General features: G+C 47.3%; 18 protein-coding genes. 16 read left to right on the plus strand and 2 right to left on the minus strand.

The window, feature by feature from the left end; all coding sequences use genetic code 11:
• Positions 1 to 277: 277 nt before the first annotated feature.
• Complete coding sequence (locus tag IC617_RS14975; protein ID WP_369410414.1) at positions 278 to 1384, plus strand: integron integrase; 1107 nt, start codon at positions 278 to 280, stop codon at positions 1382 to 1384.
• A 177-nt stretch (positions 1385 to 1561) separates the two neighbouring features.
• On the opposite strand, the gene IC617_RS14980 is transcribed toward IC617_RS14975, so the two are convergent.
• Positions 1562 to 2083: a YgjV family protein gene (locus IC617_RS14980; protein ID WP_191145796.1), complete on the minus strand. Its 522-nt coding sequence runs from the start codon at positions 2081 to 2083 to the stop codon at positions 1562 to 1564.
• A 349-nt stretch (positions 2084 to 2432) separates the two neighbouring features.
• Positions 2433 to 3428, minus strand: a complete 996-nt coding sequence (locus tag IC617_RS14985) for a helix-turn-helix transcriptional regulator (RefSeq protein ID WP_191145797.1) — start codon at positions 3426 to 3428, stop codon at positions 2433 to 2435.
• Positions 3429 to 3565: 137 nt separating this feature from the next.
• Here IC617_RS14985 and IC617_RS14990 point away from each other — a divergent pair, with 137 nt between their 5' ends.
• The 15 genes from IC617_RS14990 (at position 3566) to IC617_RS15060 (ending at position 18125) form a co-directional block, all read left to right on the plus strand.
• Positions 3566 to 5698 (plus strand): TonB-dependent receptor domain-containing protein, encoded by a 2133-nt coding sequence (locus IC617_RS14990; RefSeq protein ID WP_191145798.1) that lies wholly within the window; start codon positions 3566 to 3568, stop codon positions 5696 to 5698.
• A 98-nt stretch (positions 5699 to 5796) separates the two neighbouring features.
• Positions 5797 to 6378, plus strand: coding sequence for a PepSY-associated TM helix domain-containing protein (locus tag IC617_RS14995; RefSeq protein WP_191145799.1), 582 nt, complete (start codon positions 5797 to 5799; stop codon positions 6376 to 6378).
• A 21-nt stretch (positions 6379 to 6399) separates the two neighbouring features.
• Positions 6400 to 6894 carry a DUF2271 domain-containing protein gene (locus IC617_RS15000; RefSeq protein WP_191145800.1) on the plus strand — a complete coding sequence of 165 codons (495 nt, stop codon included), beginning with the start codon at positions 6400 to 6402 and terminating at the stop codon, positions 6892 to 6894.
• A 36-nt stretch (positions 6895 to 6930) separates the two neighbouring features.
• The gene (locus tag IC617_RS15005) at positions 6931 to 7791 is read left to right on the plus strand and encodes a DUF4198 domain-containing protein (protein WP_191145801.1); all 861 of its coding nucleotides are present in this window, start codon (positions 6931 to 6933) and stop codon (positions 7789 to 7791) included.
• Between the two features lie 27 nt (positions 7792 to 7818).
• Entirely contained in the window at positions 7819 to 8109 is a 291-nt protein-coding gene (locus IC617_RS15010) for a hypothetical protein (protein WP_191145802.1), read from the plus strand.
• An 8-nt stretch (positions 8110 to 8117) separates the two neighbouring features.
• Positions 8118 to 9728, plus strand: a complete 1611-nt coding sequence (locus tag IC617_RS15015; protein WP_191145803.1) for a PepSY-associated TM helix domain-containing protein — start codon at positions 8118 to 8120, stop codon at positions 9726 to 9728.
• 13 nt (positions 9729 to 9741) lie between these two features.
• Entirely contained in the window at positions 9742 to 9978 is a 237-nt protein-coding gene (locus IC617_RS15020; RefSeq protein ID WP_191145804.1) for a hypothetical protein, read from the plus strand.
• A gap of 60 nt (positions 9979 to 10038) precedes the next feature.
• The gene (locus IC617_RS15025; RefSeq protein WP_191145805.1) at positions 10039 to 10968 is read left to right on the plus strand and encodes a 1-phosphofructokinase family hexose kinase; all 930 of its coding nucleotides are present in this window, start codon (positions 10039 to 10041) and stop codon (positions 10966 to 10968) included.
• A 132-nt stretch (positions 10969 to 11100) separates the two neighbouring features.
• On the plus strand, positions 11101 to 11262 hold the full coding sequence (locus tag IC617_RS15030) for a hypothetical protein (RefSeq protein WP_191145806.1): 162 nt from the start codon (positions 11101 to 11103) through the stop codon (positions 11260 to 11262).
• Between the two features lie 137 nt (positions 11263 to 11399).
• A complete protein-coding gene (locus IC617_RS15035; RefSeq protein ID WP_191145807.1) occupies positions 11400 to 13517 on the plus strand; it encodes an LruC domain-containing protein in 2118 nt (705 codons plus the stop codon).
• Between the two features lie 17 nt (positions 13518 to 13534).
• Positions 13535 to 14062: a hypothetical protein gene (locus IC617_RS15040; RefSeq protein ID WP_191145808.1), complete on the plus strand. Its 528-nt coding sequence runs from the start codon at positions 13535 to 13537 to the stop codon at positions 14060 to 14062.
• A 9-nt stretch (positions 14063 to 14071) separates the two neighbouring features.
• On the plus strand, positions 14072 to 15094 hold the full coding sequence (locus tag IC617_RS15045) for a glycosyltransferase family 4 protein (RefSeq protein ID WP_191145809.1): 1023 nt from the start codon (positions 14072 to 14074) through the stop codon (positions 15092 to 15094).
• 250 nt (positions 15095 to 15344) lie between these two features.
• Positions 15345 to 16127 (plus strand): polysaccharide lyase, encoded by a 783-nt coding sequence (locus tag IC617_RS15050; RefSeq protein ID WP_191145810.1) that lies wholly within the window; start codon positions 15345 to 15347, stop codon positions 16125 to 16127.
• 244 nt (positions 16128 to 16371) lie between these two features.
• Entirely contained in the window at positions 16372 to 17148 is a 777-nt protein-coding gene (locus IC617_RS15055) for a hypothetical protein (RefSeq protein ID WP_191145811.1), read from the plus strand.
• 5 nt (positions 17149 to 17153) lie between these two features.
• A complete protein-coding gene (locus IC617_RS15060; RefSeq protein ID WP_191145812.1) occupies positions 17154 to 18125 on the plus strand; it encodes a hypothetical protein in 972 nt (323 codons plus the stop codon).
• Positions 18126 to 18195 lie beyond the last annotated feature (70 nt).

Below are 18195 nucleotides of genomic sequence, written 5' to 3' on the forward strand. Positions count from 1 at the left end.
CCTAAAATCACTAATGATACGTATCTGGAGAGTTTGAATGCCCGCTTAGGTATCGAACTATCCCACATAAGTCTACATACTCCATGTACAGCTAACAGTGTATTACTGCGAATTCGCAGTAAGTCCGAAATTCGCAATATAATTTTTCAATGATTCATTCATGACTTTTCCATCAAGAACAAGGTGTTGGAGGGGCTTGAGCGCCACTTTCGAGCCAATCCTTGGTGTGGAAAGTGAGAATGATGATTTATGTAGGTCTATATAAGCACATTAGTCGATGCTAAATCGTGTTTCAAATCATAAAGATAAAAATCGCCGCTTGCGTGAAAGTGAGAATTTCTTTGCGGGAAAGTGCGACTTACGTTGGCAGATCTGGGAATTTTCACTTATAACTGTATTTATATACAGTAATTGGGAAGGGAATCTCATGTCACCATTCATAGAATCAGTTCGAGTTGAAATTAGAACTCGCCAATATAGTTTGCAAACCGAAAAGTCATATCTTAACTGGGTAAGAGCATTTATTCGCTTTCACGATCGGCGTCATCCAAAAGAGCTTGGAAACCAAGAGATAGAGCAATTTCTTAATCATCTTGCAGTCAATCGCCAGGTCAGTTCCGCCACGCAAAATCAAGCATTATGTGCGCTGATTTTCATGTATCGGTACGTGGTCGGTCGCGAAATCGAAGGTCTCAGCTATGCATTCACCAAGGCGCCTAAGAGAATGCCAACGGTTCTTAGCGCAGCAGAAGCGCAACTGATCATTAGTCACATGCAGGGCAAATATAAACTGATCACAGCCTTATTATACGGCGCTGGCTTGCGTATCAATGAGGCGCTTAAGCTTAGGGTTAAAGATGTTGATTTTAACCATGGGTCAATTTTTATCTTTCGTGGCAAAGGAGGAAAAGATCGGTATTCAATTTTACCTCGGTCTTTAGTTGAGCCGTTGCGCCAACAAATTGAAAAATCGAAGCAAGTTCACCAACGTGATGTTGGCGATGGGTTTGGCTTGACATCGCTGCCAGCAAGTTTAATACGTAAATACGGCAATGCCGCTAAAGATCCATGTTGGCAGTATGTTTTTCCATCGTCGACACGTTGTCAGCATCCGCACGATGGTTATATTTGTCGCCACCATATTCATCATTCAGCTTATCGCAAAAATTTGCGACAAGCTGTACTCAAATCTGGTATTGCGAAACGTATAACCGCGCATACATTTCGCCATACCTTTGCTACTCAGCTGCTGCTAAATGGCTCCGATATTCGAACCGTGCAAGATTTATTAGGACACAGTGATGTGCGTACTACGGAGATTTATACCCATGTCATTGGTAGCCGGTTTGGCGGAACCATCAGTCCGATAGATATTCAACGTTAAGTATGTTTAACGTCCATTATTCATCGTGCCCGATTCCACCTCAGAACGCAGCGAACAGCTGCGGCGACTGATTCGCTTAATTGTTGAGTAAGTTGCGAACGTAGCCAGTGATCTCAGCATCCTGACTATTGTCGAACAGGCATTGCGCTGCTGTGGCTCGGCGTGCTTGACGTGTTTTTAATTCGTTAAAGAAGGTTGTTTTGTGCGCACCATATGATGGAGTCGCAATAGGTTGATGCAAATGACGGTGGACTCAAGTAGCACACCACCAATCGAGCCAATAATTAGGTTGTTGATTAACCAGCAGGTGGCGCCGCACAGAAAGCCGATTCTCATGGCGATCCCAGTTAATCTGAACAAAGTGAATGTGCCAATCACTGAGCCAGCGATTGCAAAGCAGTCCAGCCATGAGGTTGCTAGCCACAGACCCACAACGAGGTTGACGATAATGAATCCGGCAGCCACCACCATGGAGGACAGGTAGATCGACGTTGCGGTGCGAAGTACTGAAATAAGCGCACCAAAAGCTGCTACTGGTGCGTCCATCAACAGAAAGTGAATCAGGTGGTTGATGTTGAATATCAGCATCATGACTTTTAATCGCCGCGTGTCACGTTGATAAAACGTCGCGATACCTAATGCATAGCTGAGCAAACCAATGCACTGAGCAACGGATAATTCGAGGGCTATTTGTTCCATGCGTCGAGCCTGATTAGTGGAGTGATGCAGAGCCGCAGAAATTGGCGAAGGCGGGCATAACTCCCGGCCATCAAGGCCGCATTGCCCGGTCGCTCATAAGGATTAGGAATCATGGTACTGCTCACCTTGTTGCACTGGGTTTTGGCGGCGGTTGGTGTTTTAAATCGTTACTGGGAACAGGGACTGTTTTCGTGAGCGCTACGATACAGGAATAACAGAGTTGACTCAATGAAAATAAAACGATGTTTCATAATTAATTTGTAAAAATGAATGCTTCGTGTAAACCGAGCGTTAACGAACAGCTTGGGCAAGCGTGGCTTGCTTATCAAAAGATAACAGTAGGCGCTGGTTACTTTGGCTCACTATATCGCTTGGTAAGCTGTGCCGGAGTCATGTTGAAGTACTTGCGAAATGCCGTGACGAAATTGCCGACGTGATTGTAACCGGCTAAATAAGCGGCTTCGCCAATGCTGGAGTGTTCAAACAACAGAGCGCGACGCGCTTTTTCAAGACGCTGGTTACGAATGTATTCAATCACCGTGAGCTGGTGATGACTTTTAAAATAGCGTTGCAAAGTGCTGACGCTGGTACCTAGCTGTTTAGCAATTTGTTGCAGCGATAGACGCTCGTCGAGGAGGCTTTCGATTTCACTTTCATAGTGGCGCGATTGCTGGGCCGAACGTGCAGGCGAGGGGGCAATGGCAGTGACTTGCGCACTGGCTAGGTTGATTAATTGCGAGCAATGAGTGCTAAGCAGTTGATAAACCAAATGCTCTGAATCGAGTTTATGCGCTAGATCATCGGCGTGATGACTTATGAACAATCGATTGACCACATCTAGCGTTTGTTCAGTTAACTGCCATTGATAAACCGATGGTTGATTGCTGAACAACTGGTTGCCTTGCAGCCGATCCTGCTCGGCAGAGCAACGATTCAACAGCCATTGCTTATCAATCGTGATATTCAATTTTTTCACCCGCTGGCCGCTCTTCAAATAGCGGGTAAATAGTTGCGGACCACTCACCACATTGACAAAAAGAATAGGGTGTTGCTCGGCGCTAAAGGTGTACCGGCGTTCGCCTAAACCATAGTCAACCCGGCCTTCGAGCAAAAAGTTAAAGCTAATGTGGCTATCGACTTCAGCACGACTCACTCCGTCCACACTCTCATTGGCATCAGTGCAATGCAACATCACGCCTGAAGCCAGATAATCGAAGCAAATTTCACCAGATAAGACGGCTTGCTCCACCTCGGCTTTAGCATAAAGTTGCGCATTGCGATAACCGGCGTCGTGTAATTTGCGCGCGAGTTGCGGTTTTGTGAGCTCAACAGACTGATTGTCCATAAAAGTCCCTTTAAATGACGATTTGGCAAAACAAATTGGCGATTTGGCAAACCATTTAGACCGAACGGAAATTTAACACAGTGTTACCATAATGATAATCATTATCATTCAATTATTTTCACACTTAAGGGAACACTATGTTAAACCAGCGTTTTCATCGCTGCGCGATTGCGGTCGCGGTATCCTCATTCTTTGCCGTCCACTCAGCTTCGGCGGCAGAACAGCAGCAACAGCAGCAACAAGACCAGCAACAAAGTGTTGAGCGCATTGCGGTATGGAGCACCGCAGTTAGTTCATCGTCCATGTACATGAGTGCTGAGACCATTGCTGACAAGCAAGCGGATCACATTAGCGATTTATTACGCACCATTCCGGGCGTTGATGTTGGCGGCGCCCATTCCTTAAATCAGCGGATCACCATTCGCTCAATGGACGATAAAGACCTCGATATCTCCATCGATGGTGCCAAACAAAACACCTACATGTATCACCACATGGGCAACTTGCAGATCCATGCCGACATCCTCAAATCGGTTGATATTGATGTCGGCACCAATTCGGTGATCAATAGTGGCCTTGGTGGCTCGGTACGTTTTGAAACCAAGCAAGCACGTGAATTATTGCGCCCCGATCAAACTATTGGTGGTCGCATTCAGGTGACCGCAGGAGACAACTCCGGAGAAAATTACTCTGCCAGTGGCTATGGCCTGTTAGGCGAAGACTTCGATTTTCTTGCCTACTACAACTATGTCGATCGTGATAACTACGAAGTTGGTGGCGGCAAAATCAAAAATGGTAGCGGCGAGGTCATTGAGGGCACTGATGGCAAAGTTCGCGGCCTTGAAGGAGAAGTTGATGATCTGCTATTGAAGCTCGGTTGGAATTTGACGGGCAATCAACGCCTGCAACTAAGTTATGAGTCGTATAAAGACGAGGGGGATTACAGCTACCGACCTGATATGGGGCTGGCGACCGACATTGCCATTACTGAATCGTTGCAGATCCCGTTGCTGTGGCCTACTGAATTTACCCGCGACACCGTCACTCTGAACTATGAATTACTGACCGATTCAACCTTGTTAAAGGCGGCTGTATACACCAACAGCAGCGAGCTTTGGCGTGATGAAACCGGATATGGGCAAAACCCTGCTTATGCGGCGTGGGCGGCGATTGTTACCGGTGAAGCCAAAAATAGCGGCATCAATATGTTGGCTGAAACCACTGTTGATGATGCCGATTCGCATGAAATCACTTGGGGTTTTGACTACGTCAAACACGACACCGACTACAAAACTAAGTCCGACGCAGGCCAGCTTACGTCTGGCGAAGATGCCAGCAACCTCGCCATTTTTGCGCAAGACCGTATCCGCTTTAATGACCAATTTTCGATTACGCCAGGTTTTCGATACGACAAATATGACATTGACTCAGCCGTTATTGACGACAGTTTCAGTAACACCGCATTTGCCTTAGCAGCCGAATATCAGCCTGTCGATAACCTAGTGATTAAGCTGAGCGGAACGCAATTGTTCAAAGGTCCGGAAATCAGTGAAGTGTTTGTCGGCGCAGGTCTAGATGAGGTGCCTAATCCAGATATTAAAGAAGAAACTGGGGTTAACTACGAGGCCGCGTTCGCTTATCGAGCTGATCTCAATAGTGCCGGTACTTTGTCCGTTGGCGGCACCGTGTTTAAGACCGAAATTGACGGCTACATCTATGACTATGCAACGCCGCCAGAGGGTGTCCGGGCACGTTATTGGAAGGACAATATCGGTGACATGGAGCTCGATGGTTTTGAGGCTTACAGCAACTACAGTATTGGCGAATTTGATGCCGGTATTACATTTTCCCGCGCTGAAAGCGATTTGAGTGCATTTGCCGGATATGAGCAATATGACGGTGCTCGTTTAGATCGGGAGCAGGGCGATACCATCAGTGCCAATGCTGGCTACTTCTTCGCGGCTATTGATTTATCGGTGTTTTGGGAGGTGCTCCATGTTGACGATGTGGATGCCGGATTAGATTTGGATGGCGCATCGTTGGATAACAGCAAAGATGGTTACACGGTTCATAATATTTCAGCGCGCTGGGAGCCAGCCAATATTACTGGTTTGACCGTCATTGCTGGTGTTGACAACCTGTTCGATGAATTTTATGCCTCGCAGTCATCGCGTACCGGCACCTCGTTCCACCCGCGTTTTGGTGAACTCTATCTGCAAGACTACGAGCCAGGTCGTAACATCAAAGCCACTGTTGCTTATCAGTTCTGATGAGCGACGTTCACTGCAGCCTTAAGGGCGCTGCTGATCAGCGCCCTCAAAGGAAATCAGCGGCCAGCTCGCTACTCAAATCAAAAAAGGCTAAACGAGTGTTTAGCCTCTGCCGTTGGTTGCACATCTATGTGTCGTGCGCACTGTTCAGTCTATTACTGTTCTTTGCCGTGACGGGCATCACCCTCAACCATCCGCACTGGGCGGCAACGCCGGTTGAGCACCTGCAACAACTGCCACTGCCTCCGCAGTTGCTAGTGCCGGTTGATGGTGAATTGCCGCTACACAAGCTACAGCGCCACATTGAGCAGCTGACAGGGCTAGAGAGCCCTCGCCGTGTCGATGTCGATTTGGCCCTTGGCGAGATCACTTATGACTTTCCGGTTCCTGCTGGATACGCCTTTGTCACTGTCCTGACTGACTCTCAACAAATTGAGATTGAATATCAGCGCGGGCGCTTATTGGCGCTGCTGAATGACCTGCACAAGGGGCGCCATAGCGGTGCCAGTTGGTCTTGGTTGATCGATATTTCTGCTGGATTGATGGTGCTTTTTGCCGTCACCGGCATCGTTATCCTTTTGCAAAATGCTAAACATCGAAATCAGGCGTGGTTACTGGTGCTGCTGGGAACGGCAACGCCTTGTTTGCTGTACCTCTGCACTGTCCCGCGGCTGTTATAGGGAATCACTATAAGGATTGCTATGAAGAACCTCATACACCCATTGTTCATTGTGCTGCTAGCCGTCATCCCAAGTGTGTCAGCTGAAACCCTTTATGTTGATATCGAAGTGCCAGACATCAACGCTAATCCCTACCACCGGCCTTATGTTGCGGTTTGGGTTGAAACGCCAGAGCGAAAGGGAGTGCACACGTTGGCGTTTTGGGCTGAACAGGCGGATTGGTACAAAGATTTGCGGCAGTGGTGGCGCAAAATAGGACGTAAAAATAGCCCGAATTATGATGGTGTTAGTGGTGCAACGCGCAAACCCGGCAGCTATCAACTCAGCTGGGATGGCCTCGCTGCCGATGGCATCCCAGTCCAGCCGGGCGATTACATACTGCATCTGGAATCGGTTCGCGAGCAGGGCAGTCGTGAATACCTCCGTCAAGCGATTGTGCTTGGCAAGCAGCAACCTCAGCACTATCAACTGCAAGGCTCGGCTGAACTCGGCCTGATCTCCATTTCCATCAAATAAATTTGGCGAACCATTGTTGACTAAGGAAGCAACCGAATGACCATGAAAAACCACCTCAAAGCAATTGGCCTAGCCGCTGGTCTTGTTACTGCATGCTCGGCAATTGCCCATGAACGATTTATGGTACCAACGCACACCCAGCTATCTGGCGATAAAGCGCAGAGCGTGACTATCATCGCCAGCATTTCTAACGATATTTTCCACCCTGATAGACCTTTGGGTGACAGCCAAACCGGCGCTGATGTTGGTGATTTGGTGACCCTTTTTAATCTCCTTGAACATCAGTTAATCAGCCCTGATGGCAAGCGAAGTAATGACGTCCGCTGGCAGGCTTTTTCGCGATTATCGGTTGCCGATGTGGCGATCACCGAGTCTGGAACGTATCGAGTTGGTTTAGTTCAGCCCGAAGTCCACATGACTACTTTTGTCAAGCCAGATGGCACACCGTCGCGGGTATTTGGCAAAGGCACGCCACTGCCCGATGGTGCCACCAAGGTGATCCGTCGCACTACCCAGTCTCGGGTTGAGACCTTTGTTACCGCCAATGAGCCTAATCTAGCGGCGGTGAAGCCCGTTGGTGTTGGGGTGGAATTGGCTGGAGAAACTCATCCGAATGATTTATTTGCCGGCGAGACGGCGAATTTTCAATTGCTGTTTAACGGTAAGCCGATGACCACAGCGGGTGAGGTTACGGTCATCAAAGCAGGGACAAGGCACCGCAATGATCGCAACGAACAAGCATTAACCGTGGGGCCAAATGGTGTGTTCACCTTTACCCCAACAGAAGCGGGCTTCTATTTCTTATCCGCATCAACCATGGTCAAGGTGCCGCAACCGGCGGAAGTAGATGTTAAGCATTTTAGCTTGTACCTCACATTGGAAGTATTCCCTGAATAAGATGGCAGATCACCGGAGTTTTTGGCCATGACAGACACAACTCGCGCCGCCAAAAGGACTTTCAGTCAACCAAAGCAGCGCCATTTTTTGGCGTTGTTTTTAGCCCTGATCACCGCCACTGTGATGATCCCCGGCATGACAACCTATCTGCCTCTGAGTGCGGCCGATCAGGTGGCTATCCCCATTTTGTTATTCCCGTTTATTTGGACCGGATTATTCGTATACGCCTATCTGGCCCCAAAAGCATGGCATGCGACCCTATTGATGGTGGTTTTGACTCTGTTGCACGGCGCTTTGTCGTACGTGAATGTGGCCTAGGGAGACGGATGAAAAGTTTAACCATTAAAAAGCTCTACACCATTCATAGCTGGGTTGGCGTCATCACGGGGATATTGTTGTTTGTGGTGGCTTTTACTGGCGCTGTGGCGGTGTTTGGTCGACCCGAGTTAAAGATATGGGCGTCTCCAGAAATTCGCACGCCGCTTACACTTGATCCGATTCGAATTGAGCAGTTAGTTCACGAGTATGCCCAAAAGGTACCGGCAAACCATTTTGATGCAATCAGCATCAGTGTTCCTGGCGTCCGCTCCGCTTCGGCCTTGCTCATCCGCTATGAATATCATGGTCATGACCATGAAAATGGCGGGCCAGATAGTGTGATTCAATACGACTTTGATCCGCGAAGCTACCAGCTGCTTAACGAAAAGCGGAGCGACTTTGAGAGTTTGTTTGCCGATTGGCAGTACGATGTCGCCGACTTTATTGTGAACTTCCATGCCGATTTGCACCTTGGTCGCCCTGTTGGCTTGCTCATCACCGGTCTACTTGGCCTTACCCTGATGGCCTCGCTGGTGACAGGCGTTATTATCCATCGCAAGATTCTTCGTCAGATGTTTACCTTCCGGCCCTTCAAAGGCTTCAGCTTACTGGTCAATGATGGCCATAAAGTGATGGGAATATGGGGCGTCGTGTTTCACGGTTTGATTGGTTTTACTGGGGCCTTTCTTGGTTTGGCTTTGGTGATCTTGGTGCCTGCGGCTGCATACGTCAGTTATCAAGGCGATATGGATGCCCTGATTGAAGATTTTACCGCTGCTCCCGAACCCGTGTTAGCACAAGTTGATGCGCCAACCCAGATAGCCGGTCCATTGCGCCACGCTTTTAACTTCCACCCAGATTCGGTGGCAACAAGCACCCGCATTGTCGGTTACGGCGATCAGAACGCAGTGATTTACACCAACATGATTGGCGGCCCTCAAATGTATGGCCAAACCCTTGAATATCAGGGGGCTAGTGGCGAGTTTGTCCAAGCTTTCGGTAACTTTGGCAAAGTGGATGGGGTTTCAGGGATCATCCTCGACATCATGTTCCCAGCGCACTTTGGCAATTTTGGTGGCGTGCTAGTGAAAATTGTCTGGACGTTACTTGGTCTTAGCACTGCGCTGTTACCGCTGTCCGGTATCATGCTTTGGCTAGAGCGGGGCATCAATAGTGCCAATCCTAAATTCAGAGTCACGACCTACCAACGTTTTAACCGCTTAGTGATTGGGTCATGTGGTGGCGTAGTGGTTGCTTGTGCGTTGCTATTTCCAATCCAATTGTTGCTCAATTTTACGTCGTTAAACTTGCCCAATAATCAACTTATTTTTGGATCCTTCTTTGTCAGTTGGGTGCTTTGCATCGTGTGGGCATTGATGGCCTTTGATGCCGCTCTAACAGTCAAATGGATGACGAGGATTACCGCAGGATTGCTGATCAGTGTGATGCCATTGGATGCACTTCTTAGTGGTAGTCATTTATTTAATCTATTCACTACTCAACATTTTGTTTCGGTAGCTGTGGATTGGGTGCTGTTTGCCATTGGTTGTTTGCTGTGGTGGTTGAGTGCTCGCTGGCAACCGCGATCGGTCGCTTTTCAATCGACGAAGATACATTAAAGGAGGAACAGCAATGATCGGCCTAATGTTGTTAGTATCGCTACTGTTATTGTTTATTGCTTTTTGCTTACTCAGAGAAGAGGGCGGTATTGCGCGTGGCCTAAAGCCTTGGTTGTTCGCCGCGCCATTTCTTATTGCCGCGCTGGCATTACAAATTTGTGTTAGCGGCACGATTACCGGTAGCTTTTTATTCATCGGCAGCGTCAGCATGATGGGCATGATCGCGGCGTTCATCCCTTCCGAACGCTAAGTTTTGGCTGTTGATTGCAACTATCGTATAAAGTAATCAATTAGCCATAACGGAGCCACCATGAAGCAAATCATTACCGTCACCCTTAATCCGGCACTAGATTTAACCGGCAACTTGTCTGAGTTAGTGCTGGGGCAGGTTAATGGGGTTACCCATGCCAGTCTTAGGGCCGCCGGCAAGGGGATTAATGTCGCCTCGGTATTGGCACAGTTTGGTCATCAAGTGACGGTCACAGGATTCCTTGGCAGAGACAATGACCGCGACTTTTGTCAGCTATTTAGCTCTCTCGGCATGATCGATGCGTTTATTCGAGTAGATGGTAAAACGCGAACCAATATCAAATTAGCGGAACGTTCGGGTCGTGTGAGTGATATTAATTTCCCCAGCTTCAATGTCAGTGGCGCCGAGCAACAAAGACTGCTCAACAAGTTAACCACGCTTGCTGATGGCAACTGTCTGGTGGTGATTGCTGGTAGTTTGCCTGATGGCGTTGAGCCGAATTACATGGTTGAGCTCATCTCCTGTGCGAAAGCCGTTGGCGCTCAGGTGTATGTTGATACTAGTGGCGCCGCGTTGAAAGCGGCACTAACTAGCGAGGCCGATTTGTTCAAGCCGAATTTAGACGAGTTGGCGCAAGTGCTCGGTGTGACGGCCGAAACCGAGCGCGTCGTTTTAGCGGCCAAAAATATATTGGCGTCGAATCAGCAGTCTCTGGTGTTGTCTGCAGGAGCCGATGTATTGTATTCATGGGGCGAGCTAGGACAATTTCACTGCCAGCCGCCCGAGGTTCGCGTCGAGAGCACTGTTGGTGCAGGCGACACGCTGGTTGCCGGTCTGTGCCTAGGCTGGCTTTACGATGATATGCCACAAGGTTGTTTGACTCGGGCCTGTGCGTTAGCAGCGTGGGCAGTAACTCAGCATGGCGTTGATATTCCAAACGATTACAAGTTAGCCGAGCTAATGGCAAAGGTGGTTATTAAGCCTCATTAGCACTGCTTTACTGATGCTGACTCGATAAATAGCAATGAAATTTGTGTGGCTATTCATTTTTGCGATGGAGTTGGCTATATTGAATTCAATCGCTCAATGGATTTGAGCGTATCACTGCAAAGGACGTGCATTATGAATATCTCCAAACCTCTTGTTCAAGACTGGTTAGATAACGCTACTGATCACACTAATCCTCAAGCTCGGGTTGACGCCATTGAGCGCATTATCGAGTGCTTTGGCTCTTTTGAGTTGGCCGAGCGTTACCTGCAAATTCATGGCTCTGAAACCAGCTGAGCTGCCAGTTGCATTTTGCAAAAACACATAAAACAAAAATCTATTCAATACCGATAACTGTCTACTAATCGTTTAGTTATCACATCCGGAATAATCTGTGCTGAGTTCCGTTCACATGCAGTGAACAGGACTCAGCTATGATCAGCGAACATTCAATAAACCTTCTGTTTGGCATCGGGCTCGCCTCGGCGATGAGCTGGCAGGTGCAGGCAACGCCTTTTACCGAGTGTCCAACGCCAGCCTTTCTCGTGCAAAAAAATACCGCCGAGATGTTCGGTGTTAATCTGGCGACGGGCTATTACCAAACCTTGGCATCCAACATGGGAACCTCTGGCAAGGTCAATGCCATGGGCTTCAACTTACACGACAACTATATGTACGGTTGGAGCCGTGAATTTGCCACCTTGGTTCGCATTGGCGCCGATTTTCAAATTGAGCCACTGATGTTAACCGGCGACGATCCGCAACTGTCGTTTTTCGTGGGGGATGTGTCATTAGTTGATAACGCCCAGTACATGTATCAGCGTGGCAGTGGCAAAGGTTTGTATCGACTGTCGTTGGACGCCAGCGCTGATGATTACTTGCAATGGCAAAAACTAGTTGATGGTGGCAGCCTCAATATCAACATTTTTGATTTTGCATTCCATCCCGATCGCCACATGCTCTACAGCGTTGATAGCAATGGCCGCTTGTGGATGATCGATCCGCAATCCGGCGATGCCAGTCAACTAGGCAACGTCGGGCAAAGTGGCACATTCGGCGCAGTATATTTCGATGTCGAGGGGACGCTGTACATCAGTCGCAATCAAGATGGCCAGATCTTCCGAATTGATGTCGACGCTGAACAGCCGAGCGCAGAGCTGTTTGCTCAGGGGCCGTCTTCGTCCAACAATGACGGCGCCCGTTGTGCCATAGCACCTATTGTCGAGCCGGGCTCAGCTGATATCGACTTTGGCGATGCGCCTGCAAGTTACGGCACCTTGCTGAGTGACAATGGCGCTCGCCATCAATTAGCAGCGGGGCAATTACGCCTTGGCCAGCAAGTTGATGGAGAGGCCGATGCCAAGGCTTATCCGCAGTCTGATGATGCAGGATTCTGGTTTGATGACGAAGATGGCGTGATTTTCATCTCGCCGTTACAAGCTGGCGCCGACTTTCTGATGGTCGTGCAATCATCGGGCGCAGGATTTGCCAGTGGTTGGTTTGATACCAACGGCAATGGCCAGTTTGATGCCAATGAGCAATTGTTGGCTGATGCGCCGGTCATCAGCGGCGACAATGTCTTTTTGTTATCGGTGCCAGCCGATGCAGTTGAAGGCGAAACGTGGGCACGGATTCGCATGAGCAGTGTCACGGGGCTCGCTGCAATCGGTGGTGCGCCCGATGGTGAAGTCGAAGATCATGCCATCTACATATCTGATCAACATACCAAAGTTAGCTTTTATCCGGGCCTGCAACAAAAGGCGACACTGGCCTTTGAAGACAACTGGCCAATGGCCGGAGACTATGATCTCAATGATCTGGTGGTGCGATTTCAGAGTCGCCAAATTAGTGATGCTGAAGACAACATGGTTCGCTTTGAGTTGGAAGGCGAGGTGGTCGCCATGGGCGCGAGTTTTCACAACGGCTTGGCGTTCCGGTTGCCTGGGGTCGATCCGGCGAGCATTGATCAATCGCTGATCCGTTTTGAGGTCAACGGTGAGCTGCAGTCGCAATCTCTGTTGGAGTCGGTGGCAGGAGATTCCGTACTGGTGTTGTCAGCGGATTTGAAAGCCCATTTCCCTAACCAAGGCGGCTGCGATTTTTATCGCACCGAGCAGGGTTGCCAAGGCAATGGCAGTTTTAGTTTCTCGCTGCGGGTGCCTTTCAAACAAGGCCTCACTGTTAATGAATTCCCTGCTGCGCCGTACGATCCATTCATTTTTGCAACGACTGATAGTCGTGCCCCTGTGTTGGATGTAAGTCCCGGTCGTGCCCTTGAAATACATCTTAAAAACCAACCACCAACGTCGATGGCCGATGTCAGTTTGTGGAATTTGTTAGATGACTTTTCCCAGCCCAGCAGTGGGTTGTATTACCAAAACGCCAACGGTATGCCATGGGCCATTGTCATCCCTTATCCATGGCAGCACCCAATAGAGCGCGTGGATATTAGCGCCGCTTATCCGTTGTTCGCCGGTTTTGCTCAAAGCAGCGGCACAATCAATCGCAGTTGGTATTTGCCCGCTAATGGCAAATCTGAGCTCTTGTATTAACCAAAGGACGACTCGTTATGAAACGATCAATTGTTATTTATATCAGTGCATTAACCTTGGCCGCATGTGGCGGCGGGAGCAACGCGCCTGCCGTATCGACAACAACGTCAACAGGAGCAACAAGCAATGAACAGCCACCTAGCACTCAAACTGAAATTGCACCAAGCACACAACCACAAGCAAACAATGAAACCGAGCAGCCAACAGCGGTTGCCAGCGACCAGCTCCAAATCGATGCCAACTTCGACTTCGACCATCAACAACAACTGGCAGTGACCATTGAAACGCCTCTAATCAGCGGTAGCCGTTACTTTGCCACCATTTGTGCGCAACAGGCCGTCGCAGAAGATGATGAGCTAAGCGCCGATTACAGTCAGTGTTTGTGGCAAGCAACCTTAGTTGATGAGTCCACTACCGCAGCCATTGTGCTACCCGCTCACATTCAGCAGCTCGTTGCGGAGCTGTGGCAGATCCATCAAGGCCAGTATCAGGTGCAACGACAGACACTGCAGTTTTACGATGGCGCAGCCACTGTCATGTTTTAGGAGTGAGCGATGGACAAGGCAATTTGGTTAATGCTTGATAGTCGCAATGTCGGTGGCATAGAAAGTCATGTTGGGCAATTGGCGAAAGCCTTACACAAACGAGGCTATGATGTTTGGGTGGTGTTTTGGAAACTGTACGATTCAGAGCACCCGCTGCGCTCTGAATTGCAACAACGTGGCGTTAAAACGCTGCTACTCGGCGGCTCGCCATGGCGATTTATTCGTGCGGTTCGCCGCTGTAAACCTCGTATTGTGCATACTCACGGCTACAAAGCCGGATTAGTTGGCCGTTTCCTTTCATGGTGTGGCGGCGCTTCGGTGGTGTCGAGTTATCACGCCGGCGAAACACCAACAGGGCGAGTTTGGTTATACGACTGGCTCGATCGCCAGTCAGCTTATTTGTGTCAGGCTCGCATTGCAGTGAGCGAACAGATAGCCAGCAGACTGCCTTGCTCGGCAATGGTGATTGACAACTTCGTTCAGGCCGCCGAACCAGCAACTAATGAAATCGCTGGCGATCAACAAATAGCATTTGTCGGCCGCCTCAGCGTTGAAAAAGCGCCAGAGCGAATACTGAAAATAGCAGAGCAGTTGCCGCAGCAGACCTTTCATCTATATGGAGACGGGCCGTTATTGAGCGACTTGCAAAGTAAGGCGCCAGACAATGTTGTATTCCATGGCAAAGTGGACGACATGAGCCAGTGCTGGCCGGCTATTGAGCTGTTGCTGATCCCAAGTCGTGCAGAGGGGCTGCCCATGGTGGCGTTAGAAGCCATGGCCCATGGCGCGAGTGTGATTGCATCGCCGCTAGGAGGATTGCCAAGTCTGCTGAAGGACGTCGACGGCTGTTGCTTAATTGATGGTGATAATACCTATGGTTGGGCAGCTGCTATTGATGATTACCAGCAACTCAGCGAAAGCCAAAAGCAACCGCTGGCTGAACAAGCGAAGGCAAAGGTTGAGCGAGCGTATTCCACAACAGCAATATTGCCACTATTCGAATCCATTTATGCCAAGGTGTCTCGGACTTGAATGATAGTGCTTGTGAGATTATTTGACTGGTTGTTTGTCGTTATCTCTAGTTTGTGACCAAAAGAGCAAAGTATTAGGTTAACTACATCTCAAAATTGAATGTTAATGATTTGTTATGTGTGACATTTGACCGTTTTGGATTGCTTTAGATTGCTCAGGACTAATGCCCTGCGTATGTTATTGCCGGACGAAGCGTCGTCGTTGAGTAAAAAAACATTCAATATCATTTAGATCAAAGTAGGCCCTTAAAATGAAAAGATTTAAAGCACTAACGTTGATAGCCGCTACTTGTGGCGTTATGACTGTATCTGCTGTTACTCAAGCAGAAGCCTTATATGAGCAGTACTTTAGTGGTGTGCCTACGGGGATCTGGAATAAAGAACAAATTAGTTATAATTCATCCAGCAAAGATATCAGCATTAAATATGATATTTACAAAAACGACACTCAAAAGGGGTCTTATCCCAAACTCGTCAGTTACGAAGATATCAGTAGAAAAACTAACAGTGCTACGCTCAAGTATAGGATTAAATTTGATAAGGATTATTCTACCACCCAAGGCGGCAAGTTTTTTGGTATCGCACCTGAAAACCATGTGACTGGCTGTAAAGAGGTGGAAGTAAATTCATGGAGTGCCAGAGTCGGATTTGCCAATCGAGTGCCTCAATTGTATTTGTATTTCCAAAATAAGCCAGACCGTTGCGGTCAAGTTATTCCATCGACTACCGGTGCCCAGTTGAATCTTGATCAGTGGTACGATGTCGCTTTGTACGTAGAGCTTAACAGCGAAGGGAAGTACAATGCGAAAGCAAAACTGTTCATTGATAAGCAATTGGTCGCGAAAAAAACAGGTTTTCGATTTCACGGTTTAAGTGATCTAACTGATGAGGTCAAAATCCATAAATTTATGCTCAGTACTTTCTTGGGATCAATTTCGAGTACAAGTGGTGCCGAATACTTAGAAGATCAAAGCGGCTACATCCACTACGACACGTTTAAAGTCATTGATGGCTATGCTTGGGATTTACCATAGGTTTTGATCCTTCGTATCAAGCGAAATACTCGGCTATTACTAGCCGAGTATTTTTCTCATAGTTAAAATGATAGATATAAAATATTTCAGCTTAGGTTTGCTAGCCTTGGTAACCCTGTGGGTTGTCACGTTGTTTACGCAACATCAACATATTAGTACAACTGCGCTTAGTAGTATTTCATCCTCCGAGATCAGTCACAGACAACCACCAGAATTCAAGTGCAATGATGACGTAACAGTAGTTATGTCAGAACAACGTGCTAATGAAACCCCTCGGATTAACTGGCAGTTATCGAATGATGATTTCTCTGCTGGATCGTCAATCACGACAGAAGTTCACCCAAGTGATCCCGATATTTATCGAGGCCTATTACCCCACCAAACTGAACGCCAAATTGCCGACATACTAGTCGATGGCCTTACCGAAGAGCAACGAGTTAGCTTTATCGAAGGGCCTACTGAATCAATCCCTAGTCGTTTAGTGGAGCAGCCATATTTAATTGGGTCGGTGGTCGATAAAATAAAGGAATTGGAGCAATCAACGTTCAGACAATACTTATTAGCACTTATAGGCGGATTGCCTGAGCAGCAGCGTATGTTCGCTGTTGAGCAGTTAATGAGTTCCAATCGTCAGATTGACCAAATGGATGCTGTTGCGTTGCTTAAGTTAGATCAAAGAACGCTATCAATTAGTCAACAAGCTCAATTGCTAGATGCTTACTACGAGATTGATGATGTCACACAAAGGCTGCAATTATTATCTGATTTAAATATTGAAAATGGCATTGATAAAGAGATTTTCACTGATCTACTTATTCAATTGAATAGCGAGGATGAGGAACATATCCAACAATCGTTGGCTGTAATGTCTACTTGGGTGGGGTGGTCTAATGGCAATTTGCCTGAGGGTCATACTCAAGAGCTGATAGGATTTCTTAATAGCTTAATCAATGACACCGGACGAGATATTGATATCAGGTTATCTGCTCTTGGAGTTCTGCAAGGTATAAATGGGAATTAAGTCAGTTGTCTAATAATAGAAAAATATTTTCATTTGTATTGGGTTCTATTTTGGGAACAGGTTTTATGTTGATAGTCAATGTGTTTTTTTATCCCGACTATGGTGGTTCGTACCCTGAAGGTAAGGTTGTTTCCTCTCGAAATACCGTTCAGGACTGCCAAATTGGAATGACAAAGAACATTCATTCAATAAAATATTCTCATAACGAAACACATGACTCAGACCATGAACCAAAATTTAGAAGTCTTGACGAAATTCTTGAAGGTGGATTGACCGAATCTGAGGTTTTAGTATTAGAACATGGTAATGAGGAAATTTACGCTAGTGAATTACCTGAGATTTCTGAACGGTTGCTAATTAGAATTGTTAGTAAAATGATAATGTTAGATGACCCATATACTCGACGTTACTTAACTCGGTTAGTGAAGAAATCGTCTGATAATAATAAGTTATCGGCAGTACGGCTGCTGTTAGAGTCTCATAGGAAATCTGACCATCAGATCGCGATAGAACTTGCAAAGTCAATTGATGAGCCAATCCTTGTTGCTGAGATTTTTCAGCATATATTTCAACACCAATTTGATTCAGAATTAACTTACTTTTTATTGGAGTCGGTAGCAGGTATAGAGGCGCTAAAAAACGAAGAGGGAAATATTAATAATTTGATTGATTTTTACTATCAATCTGAGTCTGTTGAATTAAAATCAATGTTGTTAGTCGCCATGACGCCATCAGTATTAAACGATAGTAGATATCAGCAAATTTTGGCTTTAATTCAATCTAGCTCATTGCCAGATTCGTCAGAGTCGCTAGAGATACTCAGGGAGTGGGTCAAGCAGAGTCGAACAAATTTAACCACTTCACAAGCCAATTCATTAACTCATCAAATGAATTTATTAGCAATGAACGATTACGAAACATTTGCTAAACGCCGCCATGCATTAGAGATTGTTAAAATTTTGAATTATATTCATTAGGTGAAGTGATAGCGAAATGTGTGTGTTGCCAATATAAATAAGCCCTAATAGCGAATGACTATTAGGGCTC

Source organism: Neiella litorisoli, assembly GCF_014773395.1.
In the GTDB taxonomy this organism is placed as follows: domain Bacteria; phylum Pseudomonadota; class Gammaproteobacteria; order Enterobacterales; family Neiellaceae; genus Neiella; species Neiella litorisoli.